This window comes from Micromonospora sp. NPDC049101, assembly GCF_040648675.1.
Lineage (GTDB): Bacteria > Actinomycetota > Actinomycetes > Mycobacteriales > Micromonosporaceae > Micromonospora.
Window position 1 is genome coordinate 1 of record NZ_JBEZED010000016.1, and the last position, 23,768, is coordinate 23,768.

Annotated in this window: 18 protein-coding genes; 6 read left to right on the forward strand and 12 right to left on the reverse strand. The window is 72.1% G+C overall.

The window, feature by feature from the left end; translation table 11 throughout:
* Positions 1-168: 168 nt before the first annotated feature.
* From dapF to AB0B57_RS22110, 3 genes are read right to left on the reverse strand one after another with little or no spacing between them, the layout of a single operon-like run.
* Positions 169-1,005, reverse strand: a complete 837-nt coding sequence (gene dapF / locus AB0B57_RS22100) for a diaminopimelate epimerase (protein WP_357072767.1) — start codon at positions 1,003-1,005, stop codon at positions 169-171.
* Between the two features lie 7 nt (positions 1,006-1,012).
* On the reverse strand, positions 1,013-1,954 hold the full coding sequence (gene miaA / locus AB0B57_RS22105; protein WP_357072770.1) for a tRNA (adenosine(37)-N6)-dimethylallyltransferase MiaA: 942 nt from the start codon (positions 1,952-1,954) through the stop codon (positions 1,013-1,015).
* Positions 1,951-2,838 carry a hypothetical protein gene (locus AB0B57_RS22110; RefSeq protein WP_357072773.1) on the reverse strand — a complete coding sequence of 296 codons (888 nt, stop codon included), beginning with the start codon at positions 2,836-2,838 and terminating at the stop codon, positions 1,951-1,953. The genes miaA and AB0B57_RS22110 overlap by 4 nt, the downstream gene beginning before the upstream one ends.
* Positions 2,839-2,988: 150 nt before the next feature.
* On the opposite strand from AB0B57_RS22110, the gene AB0B57_RS22115 reads away from it, so the two are divergent.
* From AB0B57_RS22115 to AB0B57_RS22125, 3 genes are all read left to right on the forward strand, one after another.
* Positions 2,989-4,197 (forward strand): DUF349 domain-containing protein, encoded by a 1,209-nt coding sequence (locus AB0B57_RS22115; protein ID WP_357072776.1) that lies wholly within the window; start codon positions 2,989-2,991, stop codon positions 4,195-4,197.
* A 1,211-nt stretch (positions 4,198-5,408) separates the two neighbouring features.
* Entirely contained in the window at positions 5,409-7,007 is a 1,599-nt protein-coding gene (locus AB0B57_RS22120) for a cellulase family glycosylhydrolase (protein WP_357072779.1), read from the forward strand.
* Between the two features lie 294 nt (positions 7,008-7,301).
* Positions 7,302-8,666 (forward strand): cellulose binding domain-containing protein, encoded by a 1,365-nt coding sequence (locus tag AB0B57_RS22125; protein ID WP_357072782.1) that lies wholly within the window; start codon positions 7,302-7,304, stop codon positions 8,664-8,666.
* 39 nt (positions 8,667-8,705) lie between these two features.
* On the opposite strand, the gene miaB is transcribed toward AB0B57_RS22125, so the two are convergent.
* Entirely contained in the window at positions 8,706-10,199 is a 1,494-nt protein-coding gene (miaB, locus tag AB0B57_RS22130; protein WP_357072785.1) for a tRNA (N6-isopentenyl adenosine(37)-C2)-methylthiotransferase MiaB, read from the reverse strand.
* Positions 10,200-10,419: 220 nt separating this feature from the next.
* On the opposite strand from miaB, the gene AB0B57_RS22135 reads away from it, so the two are divergent.
* Positions 10,420-11,328, forward strand: coding sequence for an alpha/beta hydrolase (locus AB0B57_RS22135; protein ID WP_357072788.1), 909 nt, complete (start codon positions 10,420-10,422; stop codon positions 11,326-11,328).
* Between the two features lie 43 nt (positions 11,329-11,371).
* Here the strand turns inward: AB0B57_RS22135 and fxsT are convergent, their stop codons facing one another.
* The 6 genes from fxsT to fxsA form a co-directional block, all read right to left on the reverse strand.
* Positions 11,372-15,241 (reverse strand): FxSxx-COOH system tetratricopeptide repeat protein, encoded by a 3,870-nt coding sequence (gene fxsT, locus AB0B57_RS22140; protein WP_357072791.1) that lies wholly within the window; start codon positions 15,239-15,241, stop codon positions 11,372-11,374.
* On the reverse strand, positions 15,238-16,506 hold the full coding sequence (locus AB0B57_RS22145; RefSeq protein WP_357072794.1) for a TIR-like protein FxsC: 1,269 nt from the start codon (positions 16,504-16,506) through the stop codon (positions 15,238-15,240). Before AB0B57_RS22145 ends, fxsT begins: the two co-directional genes overlap by 4 nt.
* Positions 16,503-17,162 carry a TIR-like protein FxsC gene (locus tag AB0B57_RS22150; protein ID WP_357072797.1) on the reverse strand — a complete coding sequence of 220 codons (660 nt, stop codon included), beginning with the start codon at positions 17,160-17,162 and terminating at the stop codon, positions 16,503-16,505. The genes AB0B57_RS22145 and AB0B57_RS22150 overlap by 4 nt, the downstream gene beginning before the upstream one ends.
* A gap of 52 nt (positions 17,163-17,214) precedes the next feature.
* Entirely contained in the window at positions 17,215-18,039 is an 825-nt protein-coding gene (locus AB0B57_RS22155) for an AAC(3) family N-acetyltransferase (protein WP_357072800.1), read from the reverse strand.
* Positions 18,023-20,284 (reverse strand): FxsB family cyclophane-forming radical SAM/SPASM peptide maturase, encoded by a 2,262-nt coding sequence (locus AB0B57_RS22160; RefSeq protein ID WP_357072803.1) that lies wholly within the window; start codon positions 20,282-20,284, stop codon positions 18,023-18,025. The genes AB0B57_RS22155 and AB0B57_RS22160 overlap by 17 nt, the downstream gene beginning before the upstream one ends.
* Positions 20,285-20,347: 63 nt before the next feature.
* Complete coding sequence (gene fxsA, locus AB0B57_RS22165; protein ID WP_357072806.1) at positions 20,348-20,536, reverse strand: FxSxx-COOH cyclophane-containing RiPP peptide; 189 nt, start codon at positions 20,534-20,536, stop codon at positions 20,348-20,350.
* Between the two features lie 165 nt (positions 20,537-20,701).
* On the opposite strand from fxsA, the gene AB0B57_RS22170 reads away from it, so the two are divergent.
* A complete protein-coding gene (locus AB0B57_RS22170; protein WP_357072809.1) occupies positions 20,702-20,950 on the forward strand; it encodes a DUF2277 family protein in 249 nt (82 codons plus the stop codon).
* Positions 20,951-21,055: 105 nt separating this feature from the next.
* Here the strand turns inward: AB0B57_RS22170 and AB0B57_RS22175 are convergent, their stop codons facing one another.
* Together AB0B57_RS22175 and selD are read right to left on the reverse strand one after the other, a co-directional pair.
* Positions 21,056-21,535: a hypothetical protein gene (locus AB0B57_RS22175; RefSeq protein WP_357072812.1), complete on the reverse strand. Its 480-nt coding sequence runs from the start codon at positions 21,533-21,535 to the stop codon at positions 21,056-21,058.
* Between the two features lie 272 nt (positions 21,536-21,807).
* Entirely contained in the window at positions 21,808-22,797 is a 990-nt protein-coding gene (gene selD / locus AB0B57_RS22180) for a selenide, water dikinase SelD (RefSeq protein WP_357072815.1), read from the reverse strand.
* Between the two features lie 195 nt (positions 22,798-22,992).
* Here selD and AB0B57_RS22185 point away from each other — a divergent pair, with 195 nt between their 5' ends.
* Positions 22,993-23,748, forward strand: coding sequence for an amino acid ABC transporter ATP-binding protein (locus AB0B57_RS22185; RefSeq protein WP_357072818.1), 756 nt, complete (start codon positions 22,993-22,995; stop codon positions 23,746-23,748).
* Positions 23,749-23,768: the final 20 nt, after the last annotated feature.

Genomic DNA, 23,768 nt, shown 5'->3' on the forward strand with positions numbered 1-23,768 from the left:
GCCCCCGCCAGACGCTCGACTGGGCAACCCCAGCCGAACGCCTGGACCACCTCATCGCTACCTAACGATTGCACTCACCCCTTGACCCCAAGCCGGGCTGGCTGGCAATAACCTCATGATCAACGGGGCTGGGGTGGGGGTGGGTGGGTGGGGTGGGTGGGTGGGCTGTTAGGTGGGGAGGGTTACCTTGCCGGTGGCCACCAGGACGGCGGGGCCGGACAGCCAGCAGGAGGTCGCGGTGACCGTCACCGTCAGGCGGCCACCGGGTACGTCCACGGCGACCACCCCGGTGTCCCGACCGGCGTCCCGCAGGGCCACCGCGCCCACCGCGCAGGCACCCGTCCCGCAGGACAGGGTCTCGGCGCTGCCACGCTCGTACACCCGCATCAGCGAGTGCTCGTCGGTGCCGTCGACCGGGTCGCCCGCCACGATGAACTCCACGTTCACCCCGCTGGGGAAGACCGCCGGGTCGAAGCCGGGCGCGACGGTCAGGTCCAGCGCGGACAGCTCCACGCCGGCCGGCAGGACACAGACCAGGTGCGGATTGCCAAGATCCACAGCGGTGCCGGGCAGGGCCAGTCCGCCCAGGGTGGCGGCCGACGTGTCGTACACCCGGGGTCGGCGCATCTCGACGGACACGGCGTCGCCCTCGACCAGCGCGCGCACGACGCCGGCCCGGGTGGCCACCGGCAACGCGGCGCCGGCGGGCGTCGCCAAGCCGGTGTCGAGCAGGTAGCGCACGAAGACCCGGGCACCGTTGCCGCACATCTCGGCGAACGACCCGTCGGCGTTCCAGTAGTCCATGAACCACTCGGCCTCGCCGGCCAGCCCGGCGCCGTCCGGATGCTTGGCCGCGCGGACCACCCGCAGCACGCCGTCCGCGCCGATGCCCCGCCGTCGGTCGCAGAGCGCCGCGACCAGCTCCGGGGTCAGGTCGAGCTGACCGTCCGGGTCGGGAAGGAGGACGAAGTCGTTGCCGGTGCCGTGGCCCTTGGTGAACTCCACACTCCCATCATCGCGCAGCGGCCGGCACCAGACGCAGGGCCTCCCCCAACACGTCCGGCGCCGTCGAGTCCAACCAGTGGATCCGCGGGTCGCGCCGGAACCAGGACCGCTGCCGGCGGACGAAACGCCTGGTGGCCCGGACCGTCTCGTCGTGCGCCTGCGCCTCGGTCAGCTCACCGGCGAGCATGCGCAGCACCTGCTGGTAGCCCAGCGCCCGGCTCGCCGTCCGACCCTCGGGCAGCCCGCGCCCGACCAGCTCCCGGGTCTCCGGCACCAGACCGTCGGCCCACATCCGGTCGACCCGCAGCGCGATCCGCTCGTCCAGCACGGCGGTGTCCAGGTCGACGCCGAGCTGCACCGACGGGTAGTACGGCGTGGGCTGCGGCAGCGACGCGGCGAACGGCGCCCCGGTGAGCTCGATCACCTCCAGGGCTCGGACGATCCGTCGACCGTTGCCGGGCAGGATGCCCTCGGCGGCCACCGGGTCGGCGGCGCGCAGCCGCGCGTACAGCGGCGCCGGGCCGACCTCGGCCAACTCCCGTTCCAGTCGCTCGCGCAGCGCCGCGTCCGTGCCGGGGAACTCGAAGCGCTCCAGCACCGCCCGCACGTACAGCCCGGAGCCACCCACCAGCAGCGGCACCCGCCCCCGGGACAGGATGTCGTCCACCGCCGCGCGGGCGAGCCGCTGGTACTCCGCGACACTCGCCGGCTCGGTGACCTCCCAGATGTCCAACAGGTGGTGCGGCACCCCGTCCCGCTCGGCGGGGGTCAGCTTGGCCGTGCCGATGTCCATGCCCCGGTAGAGCTGCATCGAGTCGACGTTGACCACCTCACCGTCGAGCGCGTGCGCCAACGCGATGCTCAGCGCCGACTTACCCGCCGCGGTCGGGCCGACCACCGCGACGACAGTGCCCGCCGCGTCGCCTGTCACACCCGCGTCGCCCGTCACACCCGCTCCCAGGAGGCCACGAAGTAGGCGACGCCGTAGGGAGCCGCGTCGTGCAGCAGCTCGCCGCGCCACCCACCGCCGGCCGCACGGGCCGCGCCGGCCAGCACCTGCCAGGGGGCGCGACCGGCGGCCTTCAGCTCCGCCGACAGCACCGGGTCGAGGTCGAGCAGGGCGTCCAGGTCCGCGTCGGCCAGCGCCGTCGCAACCCCCTGGTCGTACGGGAGGGCGCGCGCGTCGTCGTACCCGGGAGCCTTCTCTCCCCGACAGGCCGACCCGTCCCCGAGCACCAGCAACGCCACCCGGTCACCCGCGCCGCCGACCTCGTCCGCGAGCGCGGCCAGCTCGGCCGGGCCGGCGTCGGCGGCCACCTGCACGGCAGTCACCGACGCTCGGGTGTCGTGCGCTCGCGGGTCGTGCGCACGGGCGTCGCGCTCTCGCGGGTCGTGCACACGCGGGTCGTGCGCACGGGCGTCGCGCTCTCGGGTGTCGTGCGCACGCGGGTCGTGCGCACGGGCGTCGTGCCGGGCCAGCAACCACGCGCCGATGGTCAGGCTCAACGGCAGCACCGCACCCCGGTCGGGCTGGCCGCGGACCAGCGGCACGTCCAGGTCGACACCCCACGGCTGGAGCGAGCCGGTGGCCGGGGTGCGGATCAGGCCGGTGACCGGGCCGGTGCCGAGCAACACCACCATGTCCGAATCGACGGCCAGCAGTCGGCGTACGGCGGTGTCACAGGCCGCCCGTAGGTCGTCCAACTCCGGGGCCGCGGAACCGGCCACCTCGGGCACGAGCAGGGGCGGATGGGGGCAGACGGCAGCGGCGACCAGTGGCACCCATTCACCGTAGCGGGAATCGTCGGTGCGTCTCCGCGCCGATCCGGTCATTCGGCCCCTAGGACACCGTATGGTCACGGTCGGCGATAGGCGCTCGACGCGGACCGGGTCGGACCTGTGACAATGCCGGAAGTAACTTGGCTGCGCCGTGGCGGCGACGGGGGATCGATCCCTCGACGCCGGGAGAACGAGGATGGGCACATGAGCGACTGGACTGCCTTCGGACGGGTGGATGCGGACGGCACCGTGTACGTCAAGACCACCGAGGGCGAGCGGGTTGTCGGATCCTGGCAGGCGGGAGCACCGGAGGAGGGCCTGGCACACTTCGCGCGCCGCTTCGCCGACCTGGTGACCGAGGTGGACCTGACCGAAGCGCGTCTCAAGTCGGGTGCGGCCGACGCCGGGCACTCGCTGAGCACGATCCGGCGGATCCGTACCACGCTGCCCGAGGCCAACGTGGTCGGCGACATCGACGCCCTGGCCGCTCGCCTGGACAAGCTGGCCACCTTCGCCGAGGAGAAGGCCGGCGAAGCGCGCGCCGCCCGGGACGCCGCTCGCGGCGAGGCCCTGGCGCGCAAGACCGCGCTTGTCGAGGAGGCCGAGAAGCTCGCCGCCGAATCCACCGGATGGAAGACCGCCGGGGACCGCCTCAAGGAGATCCTCGACGAGTGGAAGACCATCCGTGGGGTCGACAAGAAGGCCGACGGTGAGCTGTGGAAGCGTTTCGCCGCCGCCCGGGATGGTTTCACCCGGCGTCGGGGCGCCCACTTCGCCTCCCTGGACTCGCAGCGCAAGCAGGCGCAGACGGTCAAGGAGGAGCTGGTCGCCGAGGCGGAGAAGCTCCAGGAATCCACCGACTGGGCCGCGACCGCCAACCAGCTCAAGGATCTGATGACCCAGTGGAAGGCCGCGCCGCGTGCCTCCAAGGAGGCCGAGCAGAAGCTCTGGGAACGCTTCCGGGGTGCACAGGACGCCTTCTTCAGCCGGCGTAGCGAGGTCTTCTCCGCCCGGGACAACGAGCAGCGCGGCAACCTGGAACGCAAGCAGGCCCTGCTCGCCGAGGCCGAGGCGTTGGACATCGACGCCGACCCGAAGGGCGCCCAGGCCAAGCTGCGGGAAATCCAGGCGCAGTGGCACGAGGCCGGCCGGGTGCCCCGCGAGGCAGCCGCCGGGCTGGAGCGCCGGCTGCGCGTCATCGACGACAAGGTCCGTGACGTAATGGACTCCGCGTGGCGCCGCACCACCAAGGAGGACAACCCGCTGCTCGCCCAGATGCGGTCCCAGGTGGCCGAGGCCGAGGAGCGGCTGGCTCGGGCCCAGAGCGCCGGGGACGCCCGCCGGATCAAGGACGCCGAGCAGGCCCTCGCCGCCAAGCGACAGTTCCTCCAGCTCGCCGAGCAGGCCGGCTGAGCTGACAACGTCCGAAACCCCCGGTCCCGAGCGGGACCGGGGGTTTCCACGTGTCCGCGCCCCTCGCGCCGCCCTCGCGCCTCGCGCCGCCCTCGCGCCCGCGCCCGCGCCCGCGCCCGCGCCAAGATCTACGCAACTTCCCGGATGTTGCTGCCTCGGAGGCGGCGGGAGGCAGCAACATCCCCGATGTTGCCTGGATCTTGACACGAACCTCGTGCTTGAGAGTCGAGACCGGGGTTGGGGCGGCCGGCAGACGTCAAGGGCATGCTCAATCCAGGAAGTAGCGGCATCCGAGCACCCGGAGACCATTACACCCATGTCGACATCCTTGCGTTAGGTGGAACGGCTCTTCGTCAACCAGCGCCGCCTCGCCGATCATGGAGTTGTGGTGGGCAACAAAACGCCCCTAACCCCCCAAAGTCGGCACCACAACTCCATGATCGCCAAGCCGGGGCCGACCCCACTCCGCGATCGTGCACGTCATGTCCCGGGTTGACCCGCCCGCTACCGCCCTGACGCAACGATGTGGATTTCCTGGATCGGTCACGATCTTGGGATGAGATCGGTCGGCCCGACCCGAACTCGTCGCCGCCCTGCTCCTGGTCCGTGCGCCACCGGCGCGGGTGTCCGGCTGCCCATTGCGTTGATCCGACTCGGCTTCCTGAAACTCGGGGTGTCCGGGCCGGGTGGATGGGCCGGTTTTCTGAATGTCGAGTCGATCATGGGATCGTCGGGCGTCGGAGAACTTTCGGCAACTACCGCCGAGCCCTTCGGTCCGCCGTAGCGCGACCCGAACAGCCAGAGCGCCACCCGGGACGACCCGAGGGCCACCCGACGACCCAGACAGCGCGGCACGGACAGCGCGAGCACGGACAGCGCGAGCACGGACAGCGCGAGCACGGACAGCGCGAGCTACGGAGACCGGAGACCGGCGGGGTGCGCGGGCGGGGCGGGGCGGGGCGGGGCGCAGGTTGACGCATCGAGGCTGGCTGATCAGAATGAGTTACGGAGCCAGGTAGGGCCACCGGTACGAGGGCGACGACGGCGGGACACCGCTGTCGAGGGTCACCGGTGCGCTTCCGCGAGTGACCACGTCCGCGTGACATGGGCCGTCGCGCACTGTCCGCGTACCCGAAAAGGGCCGTGACGTGCGGACGGCCGCCCGCCGACGTCGTCATCGGACGGCGTCGGACCTCCGAAGTGGAGCGTGAATGTCCCGTCCCAAGGCTCTCGGCGGTGCGCTGACCGCGCTCGCCACTGTCGCGGCTGGCGTGTTCCTCGCCACCGCCGTCAGCACCACCCCGGCCGTCGCCGCTGGCACCGGCACCGGGTACCTGCATACCAACGGCAACCAGATCGTGGACAGCACCGGTGCCACGGTCCGGCTGACCGGCATCAACTGGTTCGGCATGGAGACCGACAACAAGACCTTCCACGGGCTGTGGTCGAACAACCCGTGGCGGGGGCAGCTCGACACGATGGCCCGGCTGGGTTACAACACGTTGCGGGTGCCGTACTCGAACGACGCGCTGAAGCCGGGCGCGGCCGCCACCGGGATCAACGACTTCGTCAACCCGGACCTGATCGGGCTGTCGCCGTTGCAGATCCTGGACAAGGTGATCAACTATGCCGGCAGCAAGGGCATGCGGATCATCCTGGACCGGCACCGGCCGACGTCGGCCGGGCAGTCGCCGCTCTGGTACACGTCGACGGTCTCCGAGGCGACGTGGATCAACGACTGGAAGATGCTCGCCCAGCGGTACGCGGGCAATCCGACGGTGATCGGCGCGGACCTGCACAACGAGCCGCACGCCGAGGGCACCAACCCGGCGGCCACCGGCGCGTGCTGGGGTTGCGGCGACACGACGCGGGACTGGCGGCTCGCCGCCGAGCGGGCCGGCAACGCCATCCTCGGTGTCCAGCCCAACTGGTTGATCTTCGTGGAGGGGGTGAGTTGCCCGAGTGGTGGTCTCTCCAACGTCTGGGACAACGATCCGAGCAACGACGAGGACTGCGGTTGGTGGGGCGGCAACCTGTCGAAGGCGGGTCAGTTCCCGGTCCGGCTGAACGTGGCCAACCGGCTGGTCTACTCGCCGCACGAGTACGCCACCTCGGTCTACCGGCAGACCTGGTTCGACGCCCCGGACTACCCGGCGAACATGCCGGCCATCTGGGACAAGTACTTCGGTTACCTCTACAAGCAGAACATCGCCCCGATCATGATGGGTGAGTTCGGCAGCACCCTTGTCGACCCGAAGGACAAGGTGTGGCTGGAGAAGCTGATGGCGTACACCGGCACCGGGGTCACCGGGATGTCCTTTACCTACTGGTCGTGGAACCCGAACTCGGGTGACACCGGCGGCATCGCGCTCGACGACTGGACGAACGTCAACACCGTCAAGCAGGCGATCCTCCAGCCGTACCTGATCGCGCCGTCCGGCGGCGGGCCGACCGGCGGACCGACGACCGGCGGGCCCACCGGCGGACCGACGACCCCGCCCCCGGGTGCCTGCACGGTCACCTACCGACAGGTCAACGCCTGGCAGGGCGGCTTCCAGGGCGAGGTGACAGTGAAGAACACCGGTACGGCCGCGGTGAACCCGTGGTCGGTCACCTGGAGTTGGCCGTCCGGGGTGACGCTGGGCAGTGGCTGGAACGCCACTGTCACGCAGTCCGGCACGACGGTCACCGCGGCCGCTCCGAGCCACGCCCCGTCCCTGCCGGCGGGCGGGTCGGTCACCGTGGGCTTCACGGCCAACGGCACGGCCAGCACCCCCGCGACGGTGAAACTCAACGGCGTCAGCTGCTGAGCCGCCAGGAGCTGCTGGGCGGCCTCCGACACACACCCCGGGACGGCCGATGCGGTGCGCACCGCATCGGCCGTCCCGGCCATTTACATCCAGATGCTTCTATGCTTTCATCGGGAAAGCGCTTGCCTTTCTCCTGGCGGGCGCGAGCGCGGGAGCCGCTTTCCTTCACGTACCTGCACTGGCGGGCCCGAGGACCACAGGTCCCGGCCACCACTCGCCGCCCACGGGCATGGGCGTCGCGACGGTCCGTCCGCCTGATCGAAAGGGAGCAGCATGCGCACAGGACGGCGTCGAATGACGCTGATCGCCACCACCGCCGCAGCCACCGCCAGCCTCGTCACCGCCGGCCTACTGACCTCCGTGTCCGCGCAGGCGGCCGCCGGCTGCCGGGTCGCCTACTCGGTCGCCAGCCAGTGGCCGGGCGGCTTCACCGGCAACGTCACTGTCACCAACCTCGGCGACCCGGTCTCCGGCTGGACGCTGCGCTGGTCGTACGGGGCCGGCCAACAGGTCAGCCAGGCCTGGGGCGCCACCGTCGCGCAGAGCGGAGGTCAGGTCTCCGCCGCCAACGTCGACTACAACGCCAGTCTGGCGACGAACGGCAGCACCTCGTTCGGCTTCAACGCGAGCTGGAACTCCGCCAACCCGGACCCGGCAAGCTTCACCCTGAACGACGTCGCGTGCACCGGCACCACCACCCCGACGAGCCCGACCACCCCCACCAACCCGGGCACCCCGACCAACCCGGGCACCCCGACGACCCCGCCGATCCCGAGCGATCCGCCGCCCAGCGTGCCGCCACCGACCGGTCTCGTCGGCTGGGCCACCCAGAACGGCGGCACCACCGGCGGCGGCGGCGCACCGGCCACCACCGTCACCACCGCGTCGGCGCTGACCAGCGCACTGAATGCGACGGGCGCCGCGGTGATCCGGGTCTCCGGCACGATCTCCTGCTCGGGCATGCTGCGGGTCCGGTCCAACAAGACCATCCTCGGCAACTCCGGCGCGACGATCGCCGGCTGCGGGCTCAACATCAGCGGTGACCGCAACGTGATCATCCGGAACCTGACCTTCCGGGACTGGAACGACGACGCGATCAACGTGCAGGAGTCGGCCACCAACATCTGGATCGACCACAACACCTTCAGCAACGGCTACGACGGCGCGGTCGACGTCAAGCGCGGGTCGGACTTCGTCACGGTGTCGTGGAACCGGGTCTTCAACCACGACAAGACCATGCTGCTCGGCCACAGCGACGACAACGGCGCGCAGGACACCGGCCACCTGCGGGTGAGCTACCACCACAACTGGTTCGACGGCAGCAGGCAGCGCAACCCGCGGGTGCGCTTCGGCAACCCGGTGCACGTGTTCAACAACTACTACCGGGCCAACGGCGGCTACGGCGTGGCCTCCACCGAGAACGCCGGCGTGCTCGTCGAGGGCAACTACTTCGAGAACGTCAAGGACACGTACCACCTCGGCGAGGCCGACTCCGGGCCGGGCCGCCTGGTCGCCCGGAACAACCACTTCGTCAACTCGCCCGCCGGGCAGACCGGCGGCAGCGTGGCCAGCATCCCGTACTCGTACCAGTTGGACACCGCCAGCACCGTCAAGTCCATCGTGACGGCGGGCGCCGGCGCCGGCCGGATCACCGTCTGACCGGGGAAGGGCCCCTCGACGAGGGGCCCTTCCGCGCGCTCAGTGGGTGGCGCAGCCGGCGGTGGGTGCGGGCGCGACCGGTGGTGCGCCGATCGTCGGCAGACCGAGCAACACCCCGGGGGTACGCGGGGAGCGCCCCGCCTCGGCCGCGTCGCCGGCCCGGGTCCGTCGGTGCGCCACCGGCGCCCCGTCGGCGTTGAGGTGGTGCGGTGCGGCGTACGTGATCGCGGTGTGCACGATGTCGCCCGGCCGGATCTGGCCGGCCAGCGACTGCCCGCCGGGGACCTCGGTCGCGAAGTGCACGAGCCGACCGTCGCGGGCCCGACCGGACATCCGGCCGGTCCGCTCGTCCTTGCGGCCCTCGCCGAGGGCGACCAGCACCTCGACGGTCTCCCCCACCAGGCGCTTGTTCTCCGCCCAGGTGATCTCCTCGACGCATTCGATCAGCCGCTCGTAGCGCTCCTGCACGACCTGCTTGGGCAGCTGGTCGTCCATGGTCGCGGCGGGGGTACCGGGGCGCTTCGAGTATTGGAAAGTGAAGGCCGAGGAGAACCGGGCCTCGCGGACCACGTCCAACGTGCGCTGGAAGTCGGCCTCGGTCTCGCCGGGGAAGCCGACGATGATGTCGGTGGTGATCGCCGCGTCCGGCATCGCCGCCCGGACCTTCTCGATGATCCCCAGGTAACGCTCGGAGCGGTAGGACCGGCGCATCGCCTTCAGCACGTCGTCGGAGCCGGACTGCAACGGCATGTGCAGCGAGTGGCACACGTTCGGCGTCTCGGCCATCGCGGCGATCACGTCGTCGGTGAAGTCCTTCGGGTGCGGGCTGGTGAACCGGACCCGCTCCAGCCCGTCGATGTCGCCGCAGGCCCGCAACAGCTTGCCGAAGGCGTACCGGTCGCCGAACTCCACACCGTAGGAGTTGACGTTCTGCCCGAGCAGGGTCACCTCCAGCACGCCCTCGTCGACCAGGGCGCGCACCTCGGAGAGGATGTCGCCGGGGCGGCGGTCCTTCTCCTTGCCGCGCAGCGCCGGCACGATGCAGAACGTGCAGGTGTTGTTGCAGCCCACCGAGATCGACACCCAGCCGGCGTACGTGGACTCGCGGCGGGTGGGCAGCGTGGAGGGGAAGACGTCGAGGGACTCCAGGATCTCCACCTCGGCGGCGGCGTTGTGCCGGGCCCGCTCCAGCAGCACCGGCAGCGCACCGATGTTGTGGGTGCCGAAGACCACGTCCACCCAGGGCGCCTTGCGGACGATCTCGCCCCGGTCCTTCTGGGCCAGGCAGCCACCGACAGCGATCTGCATTCCGGGGTGCTTGTCCTTGACCGGACGCAGCCGACCGAGGTTGCCGTAGAGGCGGTTGTCGGCGTTCTCGCGGACGGCGCAGGTGTTGAAGACGACGATGTCCGGGGTGTCGTCGGCCGGCACCGCGCGTACGTAGCCGGCCTGTTCGAGCAGGCCGGAGATGCGCTCGGAATCGTGGACGTTCATCTGGCAGCCGTACGTCACGACGTTGTAGGTCCTAGCCACCCTCTTGGTGCCCCTTCCCCTCGGGCTACCAGGGTAGCGGCCCGTTTGGCGGCCCCCACCCACCGGCATTGACCCGGCGGCCCATGGCGGGCATCCACGGCGGGCAGTACGCTGCACAACAAGAATGTGTTCTGGGCGATTTCGGGGGCTTTGCACTCAACGCCGACGATGCGCGGCACCGTTCACGGGGGAGCACATGACGACCCGCGGGAGGCCAACCGTGACGCGACAAGATGCGACACAGCGCACCGTCACCACTCCGGACGGGCGGCGGCTCGCGGTGGAGACCTCCGGCGCACCCGACGGGCCCCCGGTCTTCCTGCTGCACGGCACCCCGGGCAGCCGCAGTGGCCCCCGACCCCGGGGCATCGTCGTCTACCGCCTCGGCGTGCACCTCGTCTGCTACGACCGGCCCGGCTACGGCGACTCCGACCGGCAGGAAGGCCGCCGGGTGGCCGACGCGGCGGCCGACGTCGAGGCGATCGCCGACGCCCTCGGCATCGAACGATTCGCGGTGGTCGGCCGCTCCGGCGGTGGGCCGCACGCCCTGGCCTGCGCAGCACTGCTGCCGGACCGGGTCACCCGGGCCGCCGTGCTGGTGGGGCTCGCCCCGGCCGGCGCACCCGACCTGGACTGGTACGCGGGCATGGCCGCGACGAACGTGACGGACTACGGGCAGGCCGACGAGGACCTGACCGAGCTGACGCTCAACCTGAAGGTCCGCGCCGAGGAGGCTCGACGGGACCCGATGACGCTGCTGGACTTCCTGCGCCCGCAGTTACCCGACGAGGACATCCGGGTCGTCGACGACGTCGCGATCCGTCGCCTGCTCACCGACATGTACGCCGAGGCCCTGCGACACGGCCCCGAGGGCTGGATCGACGACGTGTTGGCGATCCGCCGGGGCTGGGGGTTCGACCTCGCCGGCATCCGCGCGGAGGTCCGGCTCTGGCACGGCGAGCAGGACCGCTTCTCCCCGGTGGAGCACTCCCACTGGCTCGCCTCGCGGATCCCGCGCGCCGAGGTCCAGGTGCAGCCAGGCGCCGCGCACTTCGGGGCGGTGGAGATCCTGCCGCAGACCCTGACCTGGCTGGTCACGCCGGCTCTCGCGACCAGCCCCCAGGTCTGAGCGTCCGGCCCGGCGCGGCCGGGCCGGCGGGCCGGACACCCGGTCAGATCGTGTGCGGGTCGATCACCCGGACGACGAGCCGCCGCTCGCGCAGGGTCTGCACGGTCGGATGCTCCAGGCCGATCACCTCGGCCAGCCGGTCCGCCACCGCGCCGACGTCCTCGGCCGAAGCGCCGTCGCCCGCGCGCCTCGACACCAGGGCGAGGTCACCGAGGCAGCGCAGCGTGTCGGGGTGGTCCGCGCCGATCACCGCGGCCAGCCGGCCGGCGGTCTCCCGCAGCCGGTCCCGCGCCGACTCCAGGTCACCCTCCTCGGCGAGGCACACCGCCTGGTTGACCTCCGCCGCGAGGGTGTGCGGGTGGTCGGGGCCGAGCACCTTGCGCAACTCGCCGACCGCCCGAGCCGCCGACGCGAGGGCGTCCGACCGGCGTCCGAGGGCGCGCTCCGCCGCCGAGATGTTGCTCACCGTCGCCAGGGTGTGCGGGTGCTCCGGGCCGAGCCGGAGCTGCTCCTCGTACGCCAGGCGCACCGCGGTCATCTCGGCGAACGCCCGGGCCGCGTCGCCGACGGCCAACAGGTTCGCCGCACGGCTGGACCGGCAGGCCACCGTGTCCGGATTGTCGGGACCAAAGCGTTCGTCGAGCTCACGGAAGGCCGTCTCGAACATCGGCGCCGCCTCGCTGCCCCGACCGGAGCTGCGCAGCGACACCGCCAGGTTGACCTGGGCGGCGAGGCTCTGGCCGTCGTCCGGCCCGAGCACCTCGCAGTACGTCTCGTACACCGTGCGCAACAGGGTGGCCGAGCGTTCGTACTCGCCGGCCTCCCGCAGGTCGCTGCCCAGCCGCACGGCGGAGACGAGCGTGTAGGGATGGGTGGGGCCGAGCACCAGCCGCCGCCGCTGGTGCACCTCGTCGTCCCACCGCCGGGCCGACCGGTAGTCGCCGACCAGCCGGTACGAGACGGCGAGGTTGTTGGCCGCGCTCAACGTCCGTGGGTGGTCCTCGCCGAACACCTGCAGCCAGGAGGCGTAGGTGGACCGGTCCCGCTCCAGCGCCTCGGCGTAGCGGCCGAGGGCCCGCAGGTCACCGCCGAGGCTGCCGGCGGTCATCAGACTGTGCGGGTGCAGCGGGCCCAGCAGGCGGCGTTGCTCGGCGAGCACCGCCTCGTCCAGGTCCCGGGCCTCGTCGAAGCGGCCCAGGCTGCGCAGGATGTTCGCCCGGTTGAACCGCAGGTGCAGCAGCTGTCGGCCCAGCGCCGACGCCTCGACCTCGTCGTGGATGTCGCCGAGCCGGGCGCTCCAGGTGTCGTCCACCTCCTGGCTGAAGGCGTCGGCCTGGTCCAGACCGCCGCGCTGCCACAGGTAACGGACCCGGTCGATCAGGAGCTGACACACCGACTCGTCCGGGCAGGTCAGCGCCTCGGAGACCTCCAGATGCGGCCAGAGCATCCGCAGCCGGGCCCAGGTGGTCGGGTCGTCCACGTCGCCGCGCGGACGGGACGCGGCCAGCACCAGGTGCACCTGGTGTCGGGCGGCGGTGATCTCGTCGTCGGTCATCCGGTCGCGGACCACCGCCTGCAACAACCGGTGCACCTGCACCCGACCGCCCTGCACGTCGAGCTTGAGCAGGGCCAGCCGGTTGATCTGCTGGACCAGGGCGCCACGCACCAGCCGCTCCGACACCGACGGGTCGAACGGCACGAGGGCCGCCGCCATCTCGTCGCTGTAGATGAGTTCGAGGGCGATCTCCGGTGCCAGCACCGAGCAGAGCTGCAACAACCGGTACGCGGCCGGCGCCTGTTCGAGTAGCCGGTTCAGCGACAGGTCCCAGGTCGCCTCCACGGAGAGCGCGCTCGGGCCGTGCCGCTCGATCTGCCGCAGATAGTCGGAGACCGACGTGCCGGTGTCCGCCAGCCAGGCACCCGCCGCGGCCACCGCGATCGGCAGGTCGCCGAGCGCCTCGGCCACCCGGTCGGCCTCCTCGGCGCTGATCGTGGGCACCCGCTGGGCGAGGTGCGCGACGCTCTCGGTGCGGTTGAAGACGTCCACCTGGATCGGGTTCGCCCGATCACCCCAGGCGCGGTTGCGGGAGGTCAGCAGGACGTGGCCGGGGCCCTGCGGCAGGAACGGCTCGATCTGGTCGAGCTCCTCGGCGTTGTCCAGCACGACGAGCCACCGCTCGTACGGCTCACCACGGCCCAGCACCTGCAACACGGATCGGACCGTGTCGGGCAGGGTGGGCCCGACGAGGATGCCGAGGCGACCGGCAAGGTCGGCGAGGGCGGTGTCGACGAACTGCGGCGGGTCCGCCACGATCCACCAGACCACGTCGTACGCGGCCCGGAACCGGTGCACGTACTCCAACGCCACCTGCGTCTTACCGACGCCACCCATGCCCTGCAGGGCGACCGGCAGCACCACCGCGCTGCCCCCGCTCTGCAACTGCGCACGCAGTCGCGCCAGGTCGTCCTCCCGGCCGGTGAACCGGGCGTTCCGGTTGGGGGCATTGAAGATCAGCGGCTCGGTGCCGGGATAACGGGCCGCCCCGGCCGCCGGACCGTCCGCCGACGACGGCACCGGCCGGCCGACCAGCCGCAGCACCCGCTCCACAGCGGTCGCGGCGCTCACGTTCACCAGGTTCGTCGAACTCTGGGCCGGAAACTCGGCAAGCGGGCGCAGGTCGGCGACGTACACGGCGAGGGCCGTCGAGCCGGTGCTCGTGTCGCGGTCGGGCAGACCGCCGGACGGCGTGGCCACGTAGGCCGGCGAGACCACGGTCAGCGTGCGCGGCGCGGGCGTGCCGGCGGACCCGACGGCGGAGGCGGGCTCCACCACCCGCAGCCCCGCCGAGCTGAGCACCCGCTCCAGCCACTCGGCCCAGATGGCGTCCTCCGGCGCGTACCGGAGCACGATCTGGTCGTCGATCGCCTCGGTACGCCGACGGAAGCGGGCCTTGCCCCGCTCCCGCACCGACTCGTCCATCACCGGCAGCGCGCTCACCTCGCCGTCGGTGAGGATCCCGGTCAGCGTCTCGAACGCGGCCAGCAGCGACGTCGGCGAACCGGGCGGGTCGCCGAAGGTCGCCAGGGTCTCCTCGTAGGCGTAGAACGGCCGGTAGGGAACCTCCACCGCGGCCCAGTAGCGCCGCCGTTCCGCCTCGGTCATGCCCGCCGGCAACCCGGCGAAGCGACGCATGGCCAGCAGGCGACCCGCCTCGGCCCGCTCCTTCTCGGCCTGGTCGACCCGCATCGGCACCGGCAGGACCCGGATGTCGCGCCGCCGGTACCGGTCCCGCACCGAGTGCGCCACCCGGGCCGCACCGTCGATGCCCTGGTCGCTGAGCGTGAAGCAGTCGACGAGGGTGTCCGGCAGGTGCAGGGTGCAGATGTCGGCGACGTCGCTCAACCCCGTCCGGCTGTCGATCAGGGTGTAGTCGTACTGGCGCTTCATGTCCGCCCGCAGCGCCTCGAAGAACTGCGCCCCGCCCAGCCGGTTGTAGAAGTTGTCCCAGTCCAGACCGCTCACCGAGACGGCGTAGTCGCTGTTCTGCCGGCCGGCGGAGAGGAAGTCGAGGCCGCCGCCGTCGGGGAAGCTCCACCGCAACGAGAACGCGTGCCGCGCGACCCGGGCGTACTGCTCCATCCAGCGATCCGGTCGGTCGTCGACGCGGGTGGTCTCCCACTCGTAGTCCCGGATCATGTCGATCACGCCGCTGGTGCCCTGGATCGCCTCGGCGTCCAGGAACGGATGGAAGAAGCGGTGCAGGCCTGGTGACTCGAGATCCCAGTCGGCGACAAGCACCCGGCGGCCGCTGGCCGCGAGGATCCAGGCGACGTTGGCCAGCGCCATCGTCCGGCCCGTCCCACCCTTGAACGAGTAGAAGGTGACGACCTGGCCTTCGCGATCGTTGTTCATCGGTCTTCTCCGTGGGGACGCGGTGGGGCCGGATCAGCAGGCGGGGACACGGGGTCGGGCGTGCCGGTGGAGCCGGCGGCGGGCAGGCCGTCGCGCAGGCTCGGCACCGGTTCCGACGGTGGTGCGAAGGGGACGACCGGGCCGTACTTGAGGAACTGGCGGCGGGCCTCGGTGACCAGCGCCGGCATCAGGTCGACGAACTCCGGCATGCTGCACGCCCGCTTCACCTGGGGCAGGCCGGCGTCGTGCAGCAGGCGCGTCACCTCGGTCGCCCAGCGGGACGCGTCCTGGGTGTCGTCGTCGTCGGTGACCACCAGCGGCACGACCCACTCCCGCAGGCCGTGCAGCATGCCGGCGAGGATCGCCGACGCGTCGGGCGCCGCCGCGACCCACGGGTCGACGAGCAGCACGGCCGGTCGGTGGTCGAGCAGGCCGGCGGCCTGGGTGAAGTCCTCCGTGCGGGCGGACAGCCCGAGGCGCTCGGCGGTGCTGACCGCGTACTCGGCGGCGGGGAGTTCCTGGCGTCGCCCGTACGGCCGCCAGAGCCGGCCGCTCGTCGCGTAGCCGGCGGGGTCGCGGTTGGCCGGAAGGCGGTCCCGGGTCGGGGCCAGGACGGCGACGACGAAGTCCGGGTCGGACGGCCCCGGGCGGGCGACCTCGTCGAGGCCCGGCGCCCGGGACGGACCCAGCGGTCGCCGCTCGGCGGTGTGCACGATCCGACTGGCCAGGCGGCTCAGCAGCAGCTCGTACTGCGCCCGGTAGGAGGCCAGCATGCAGAAGGCGCGCAGGCCGTCCTCGGCGTACTCCGGGACGTCCCGACCCAGGTCCAGGGCGCCGTCCAGCTCGGGATGGGCCCCCCACGGAAACGGGATCCACAGCACCGGGGTGAGGTGACCGGCGGTGAGCCGGGCCGGACCGGCGGCGGCCAGCCGGGCCCGGAAGGACTCCTGCTCCCCCAACGCCCACGGGCGGCTGAAGTAGCCGGGCGAGTAGAGCGGGACGAAGACCTCGGCGTCACCGAGCGCCTCGGCGAGAGCCGCCTTCCAGTCGGCGCCCATCGGGATGTGCTGGTCGAAGAAGCCGATCCGCATTCCGGCCACCGGCCGCGCCTGGCGCCGCACCTCGTCGGACAGGTCGCTGAAGAACTGCCCGACCCACACGTCGGCGTCGGCCCGCGCGCCCGGGGCCGGCGCCGAGTGGGCATAGCTGAGGAAGAAGTACGTCCCTCGTGCCGCCGGTCGGCGGCGGTCCCCCGGCGGGCTCACCCCGGCTCCTCGGCGAACCTGTTGCACAGCTCGTCGGCACTCGCCGGCACCCAGGGCTCCACCAGGTAGGAGCGGTGGATCGCCACGATCCGCTGCGCGAGCCGCCAGACCACCGCCCGGTACGCGTTCTCCCACTGCATGGTCAGCAAGCCGTAGACCCCATCCCGCTGGTAGTGCACCGCGATGTCGGGATCCGGCATGGCGGTCGGGGAGAACCGTTGGATGTCGCGCAGCACCCGGGGCAGTGCGGTGCCGTTCGTCGGCGACCAGGTGACCGGCACGATCGCCGTCTCGTGGGCCGAGGCGGAGCTGTGCCGCCCGACGATCCGTCGGCGGGAGAACGCGTCCCACTCGCGGCCGCACCACTCGCTGCCGAGCAGCGCACTGGACACCAGCGGCACGAAGACCTGGCAGGTGCCGGCGGCCTCGAGAAGCTCCGGGCTCCAGCGTTCCCCGCCCGCGATGGAGGTGTCCAGGAAGCCGGCGTCCAGCCCGGTCACCGGGCCGACCAGCTCGCTGACGTGCACGGACAGGTCCTCGAAGAACCGGGAGACGTACTCGGCGGGCTTGCCGGTGGCCCGGCCGACCGGCGCCCTGGAGTAGCTGACGAAGAAGAGCGGGGCGCGCGTTCTGGAGGGTGCGTCCGCTGTGCTCACCGCTGCCCCTCCGCCCTCCCCACGCGGCCGGACCATCAGCGTAGACCCCGCGTCAACGTCGCGCCGCCAGCCGGTTCGCCGCGAACCAGTCGACGGCGAAGTCCACTGTGGCACGTGCCGGCAGCAGGCGCGCGCTCGCCCGACCGACCCGACCGTGCCGCACGAACGAAGCGTCGTCGAGCGCGACGCCCACCGTGGGAAAGTCGCGGTCGTCCAGGTCGAGAGCGCGGAAGTCGAGGCGGACCCGACGCCCGTCGACGAGCCGGAAGCAGTGGTAGTCGCGCTCGGGCGCCGGCACCGGCAGCCGGTATTCCGCCAGGTGCAGGGCACTACACGCCTCGTAGCCGAGACCGAGCAGCAGAATCTGCCCGTCCGCCGCGTAGAGGCCACCGACAGGTGAGCGTTCGCCCAGGTGGCAGGTGAGGTCGTGGTCGTCGGTGAGCTGCCGGGCACGCGGCCCGAGCGCGGCGAACGAGGTCTGCGGATGATCACTGCGGACGGCGCCGGGGGCACACCTGACGTACTCGGCGAGCGCACCCATCCGCTGCGACGGGGTGCTGCGGCGGTCCCAGCCCGGCAGCGCCGCCTCGTACCGCTCGCGCTGCGCCCGGTCCATCCCCGCGACGGCCGCCAGGTGGGCCCGGGAGGTCGTCGAGTTGCCGTCGGTGTGGGTGGGCACCAGCAACGTGCCGGCCGGGCCGAGGACGTCGCGCAGAGCGTTGGCAAGCGTCGCCGGCCCGGCCTCCAACGGGCCCACCCGACGCAGGCCGCAGTGCACCACGAGGCACGCCCCCGGGCGGACACCCAGCGCTCGCAGGTCGTCGGCGAGGCGAGGACGGCCCAGGAAGGGCAGCTGCCGCTCATCGGGACCCGACACGGGTCTCCTCAAGGGCGTGCCGCAACCGGCCGACGAACCGCTCACCCGCCGCGGTGAGCGACCGACTGGCCAGCAGCGCGTCGACGCCGTCCCGGGTCCAGCTCAGGTAACGGTCGGCGTGCGCCGGCGCGTCACCCCCGGTGCTGGCCGCCCGGGACTGCCACACCTGGGTCACCGCCAGGTGGGCGTACACCCCTTGCAACACGCCCTCCGGTGGCCTCGGATCGGGACGCCAGGGCACCCTGATCCGGGTGCCCTGGCCGGGTTCGACGAGGTCGTACAGGTCGAGCGCGGCGCCGAGTTTCGCGTGCTGCCACTCGTGCACGAGCAGCACCGCCATCGTCTCCGGGTCGGGATGCGGGGTCACCGCGACCGCGCCGAACGCGTGCCGCGCGGTCGCGCTGCGCAGTGGTCGCACCGGGTCGGGTGTCAGCGGCACCACGGCGCGCAGACCGCCGTCGAGCGTCGCCGCGTGCGCCGGCACGTCGCGCTGCACGACCCGCCAGGCCTCGGCCACGGTACGCCCCAACGCCCGCGCGGCCGGGTCCGCCAGGCGGGGTGCCACCGGCTGGCCGTAGCAGTCCCGGTAGGGGTCGCCGTCCTCGATCAGCAACCAGCCACCGGGCACCGACACGTCGCGCGTCGGTCGCCAGCCGGCGGACGACTCGACCGGGTCGAGGAGCACCGTCCGCTCGACGGAGCCGCCGCGGACCCGGAAGCCTCCCCGCAGGACCGTCACCTCGGCGCTCTCCCCCAGGCCGGGCAGCACCAGACCACCGTGCGTGGGCAACGTGATCGCGTCGGCCCGCACCGGGACGTGCACCGCCGCCGGGACGCCGGCCCGCAGCGCCGCCGCGACGGCGAGCGCCGGCAGCGGATCGACCGCGGGGCGGGCCCCCGACCGGGCCGACGAGTCGAGCCGGTGCACCAGCCAGGGCCGGACGAAGGGGTGCTCGAGGACCGCCCGGACCGCCTCCGGTGCGGCCTGGTCGAGATGGACGAGCAGCTCCCAGGCGGCCGGGGAACCACCCCGGTCCCGGCAGGACACCAGCAACGCCCGGGTGATGGAGAGCTGGGTGGCGGCGAGCAGCGCCAGCGTCGCCGTCGACCCGTGGCCGGTCGCCAGGTCGTCCAGCAGGTCGTCGGCCGGTGCGGCGGCCGGGGGTTGGCGCGCCGGCCGCGGGTACGCGTCGACGCTGTCGACGAGACGGAGCAGGTCGGCGCAGTACACCGACGGGTTGTCGAAGCCGGAGCCGGTGCGCCAGCGGTGGGCGTACAGCCCGCCGCCACACCTGTCGACCACCGGACAGGCCCGGCAGGTCGCGCAGAGCCCGTCCACGCCCTCCTGCCGGACGGCGACACCGGGGTGCCGGGCCGCCTCGTCCACCGACTGGCCGAACACGTCGAACCCGGTGCCCGCCGCGCCGTGATAGGCGGTCTTCAACGAGTCGACCTGCTCCCAACTGCCGTCCGCCTCGATCACCAGCACGTCGGCCGGGGCGAGGCCGAACGCCTCGGTGCCGCCGCCACCGGGCCGCAACGCCTCGAACAGCCGGATCGACATCGGCCGCCCCTCGTCGACCCACCGCCGGTGCACCCGGCCCAGCCAGTCCGCGTAGGGGGTGGACCCGGGGCCGGGGCGCGGCGGGGGGTTGTCCCAGGTGGCGTGCGGCAGCAGCAGGTCCACCCGGGGAGGGCTCTCGGCCAGCAGCGCCTCGTACACCCGGTCGGGGTCGTTGCGGACGTCGACGGTGCAGAGGATGCCGGCGTAGCTGGCGCGGTGCTCCGGCCGCCGGAGCAGGGCCAGCGCCCGCCGGACGTGGTCGTGGCTGCTGCCGCCGTGGGCGAAGACCCGGTGCCGGTCGTTGGCCGCGCGGTCGCCGTCGAACGACACTCCGACCTGCACGTCCTCGTCGACGAGGAGCCGGCACAGCTCATCGTCAAGCAGCACGCCATTGGTCTGCATGCGCAGGTCGAGCCGCGTCCACGGCGTGATCGCCGCCCGCAGCTCGGCCAGCACCTCGCGCAGCCCGGCAGCGCCCAGCAGCAGCGGCTCACCCCCGTGCAGCACCACGTGTACGACCGGCAACGCGTGCTCGCGGGCGTGCTCGGCGATGCGTCGTGCGGCGGCCCGGACCGTGGCCGTCGACATCCGCACCGGCCGACCCCGCCAGGTCTGGTCGGCGTGCTGGTAGACGTAGCAGTGGTCACAGCTCAGATCGCACCGGCTGTGCACCTTCAGCACGAACTGGCTGATCGGCCGGCGCGACCCGCCCACTCCGGGTGGCCCGCTCCGGCCGGCCATCATCTAGATCGACGAGTTGAAGGCGGCGACGGGCACGCTGCCGGAGGGCAGGGTCTCGTCCACGACGACGCGCCGGCGGACCGCCTCGACCAGATCGGCGTGCTCGGCGGCGATCCGCGCCAGCGGGGTGTGCAGGCTTCGGGTGAGGTTGTCGAGGTCGGGACGGGTGGTGCGGGTGGGGGCATGGTCCACAATGAGTCTCCGAGGGCCCGGGCGCCGGAAGCGCGAGCGGCGATAATTGCGCGAAAGGCTCTGGTCCGTGACCAGGATAGACAAATATCGACCGAGTGTCACCGTCGGTACAACCACCGGCACCCCGGGTGTTGGTCCGGGGCGCCGACAGAGGAGGAAACCCACATGTGCCGGAGCATCAAGACGTTGCGTGAGCCGTTCACCCCGCAGGTGACCGACGCGGACGTCGAGGCGGCGGCGTTGCAGTACGTCCGGAAGATCTCTGGCTTCCGGGCGCCCGCCGCACACAACGCCGCCGCGTTCGACGCCGCGGTGGCCGCCGTGACCGCGGCGACGCGCGACCTGCTCGACCAACTGGTGGTACGGGGTGCCGGATCGGGCACCACGGACCGGCAGGCCGCCGTCACCGGCTGATCGCGGGCACGGACCGACCGGCCGCCGTCGCGCCCGCGTCGAGGGCTCGCGGGAGCGGACCGACTCGCGCTTGCGGCTTCCGGCCGGGCCTGCCCCCTTGGCGGGTCAGGCCGCGGCGAGCGCCGGGACGACAGTGTCCGGCGCCCAGCGTGACCGGTGGCACTGCGACCAGCCCCGACAGCCCGGGTCACCGAGCGAGCAGAGCCGGTGCCTGCTGAGCACCTCGCCGTCGTCGGTGTCCCGCACGTCGAAGTGCACCGGACGGACCGTGCCGTCCGGCGCGACGAGCAGATGCCGACCCGCGTCGAGCGTGTCGTCCCGCAACAGGCAGTTGCGGCCCAGCAGTCGAGCGAGCGCGGCGATGCTGGCGTGCTCGGAGAGCCGCTCGGGCACCCCGTAGCAATCCACGACAGTCGCGAACTCACCTGGCGCCTGCCAGACGTCACACACCACCGCGTACGCCGGCAGCCGGGCCGGGTCGGCCACCGCCAACGGCATCACCACCCGGCCAAGCGCCTCGGCCAGCGCCGGGTAGACCTCCACGGGTCGAGCCCCGTCGATTCTCCAGTTCCACAGCTCGGTCATTCCGCCTCCTCGCTGCGTTCGTCCCACCGGCCTCCGGATCGGGCCTTACCCACGATGGTGGGGGGCATTTGACCCCAGCCGGGGGCAAGTTACCGGTCTGTGACCATTCCGGGCAAAATTTCCCTGAGCCACATTGCTCGGAGTAGCGGGAAGGTGACAGTTTATCGGCTATGGTGCGCCAACCGCACCACCGCCGCCGCGTGTCCGACGAGCGTCCCTCGCGTGTCCGGCGAACGGTGACCGCCGCGTCTCCGGCGTCGACCTGCGGAAAGTCAGCGCAGGACGACGAGGTGCTCGCCGCGCGGCAGCAACTCACCCACCACCGGCGCGCCGGGAATCTCACCGGCGACCAGCAGGCCGCCGGAGGTCTGCGCGTCGGCCAGCAACAACCGCTCGTCCTCGCCCACGGCGCCGAAATCCGTCCACGGGGTCACCCACTCCAGGTTGCGCCGGCTGCCGCCGCTGACGTACCCGTCGCGCAGCGCCTCCCGCGCACCGGACAGGTACGGCACACGGGCCGTGTCGATGGCCACCGTGAGCCGGCTGGCCCGGGCCAGCTTCGAGGCGTGCCCGAGCAACCCGAACCCGGTCACGTCGGTGCCACAGCGGATGCCGGCGGCGACCGCGGCGCGGGCCGCGTCCCGGTTGAGCGCGCTCATCGAGGCCACCGCCTCCGGAAAGCTCTCGCCGGTGGTCTTGTGTCGGGTGTTGAGCACACCCACCCCGAGCGGCTTCGTCAACGACAGCGGCACGCCGGCCCGCCCGGCGTCGAGGGTGATCAACTCCTCCGGGCGGACCGTGCCGGTGACCGCGAGACCGTACTTCGGGCCGTCGTCGTCCACGCTGTGCCCGCCGGCCAGGTGACAGCCGGCCTCCCGAGCCACGTCCTGGCCGCCGCGCAGCACCTCGCCGGCCAACTCCATCGGCAGCACGTCGCGCGGCCAGCAGAGCAGGTTGAGCGCGAGCAACGGGGTGCCGCCCATCGCGTACACGTCGGAGAGCGCGTTGGCCGCGGCGATCCGACCCCAGTCGTACGCGTCGTCGACCACCGGCGTGAAGAAGTCGGCGGTGCTGACCAGGCCGGTCCGCTGATCGAGGCGCACCACCGCCGCGTCGTCGCCGTGGTCCAACCCGACGAGCAACTCGGCGGTCCCGGTGGCCGGGCCGAGACCGGACACCATGATCTCCAGCTCGCCCGGCGGGATCTTGCAGGCGCAGCCACCACCACGGGCGTACTTGGTCAGCCGTACCGGTTCGGTCATGCCCCCATGATCTCGACAGCGGGCCACGATCGCCACAGTTGTGGTCCGCGGAATGAACGGAATCGGACGTCCGACGACGATCGTGACCGGTGTTATCGCTCCGTGACCCGCTGAGTTGCATTCCGCCACATCAGGCCGCCTACAGTGGCCGCACCGGGGGTCAACCGACCCCGATCCGGGAGACGACAGGGGACGGTGGACGACGTGACGACGGGCGAACCGCTCATCGTGCTGGACGCGGTCAACAAGTGGTTCGGGCCGCTGCACGTGCTGGACGACGTCTCGCTGTCGGTGGGTCGGGGTGAGGTGGTCGTGGTGATCGGCCCGTCCGGCTCCGGCAAGTCGACGCTGTGCCGCGCCATCAACCGACTGGAGCCGATCAACTCCGGCACCATCACCTTCGACGGCCAGCCGCTGCCGGCCGAGGGCAAGCCCCTCGCCAAGCTGCGCAGCGAGGTGGGGATGGTCTTCCAGTCCTTCAACCTCTTCGCGCACAAGACCATCCTGGAGAACGTCACCCTCGGCCCGATCAAGGTCCGCAAGGAGAAGCCGGCCGTCGCCCGCGAGCGCGGCCTGGCCCTGCTCGACCGGGTCGGCATCGGCAACCAGGCGGACAAGTTCCCGGCCCAGCTCTCCGGCGGGCAGCAGCAGCGCGTGGCGATCGCCCGAGCGCTGGCCATGCAGCCCAAGGCGATGCTCTTCGACGAGCCCACCAGCGCTCTGGACCCGGAGATGGTCGGCGAGGTGCTGGACGTGATGACCTCGCTGGCCCGCGACGGCATGACCATGGTCGTGGTCACCCACGAGATGGGCTTCGCCCGGCACGCGGCCAACCGGGTCATCTTCATGGCCGACGGCAAGCTCGTCGAGGACGCCTCCCCGGCGGAGTTCTTCGAGAACCCGCGCAGCGAGCGGGCCAAGGACTTCCTCTCCAAGATCCTCACGCACTAGGCGTCCGTAGTGGAGCGCGC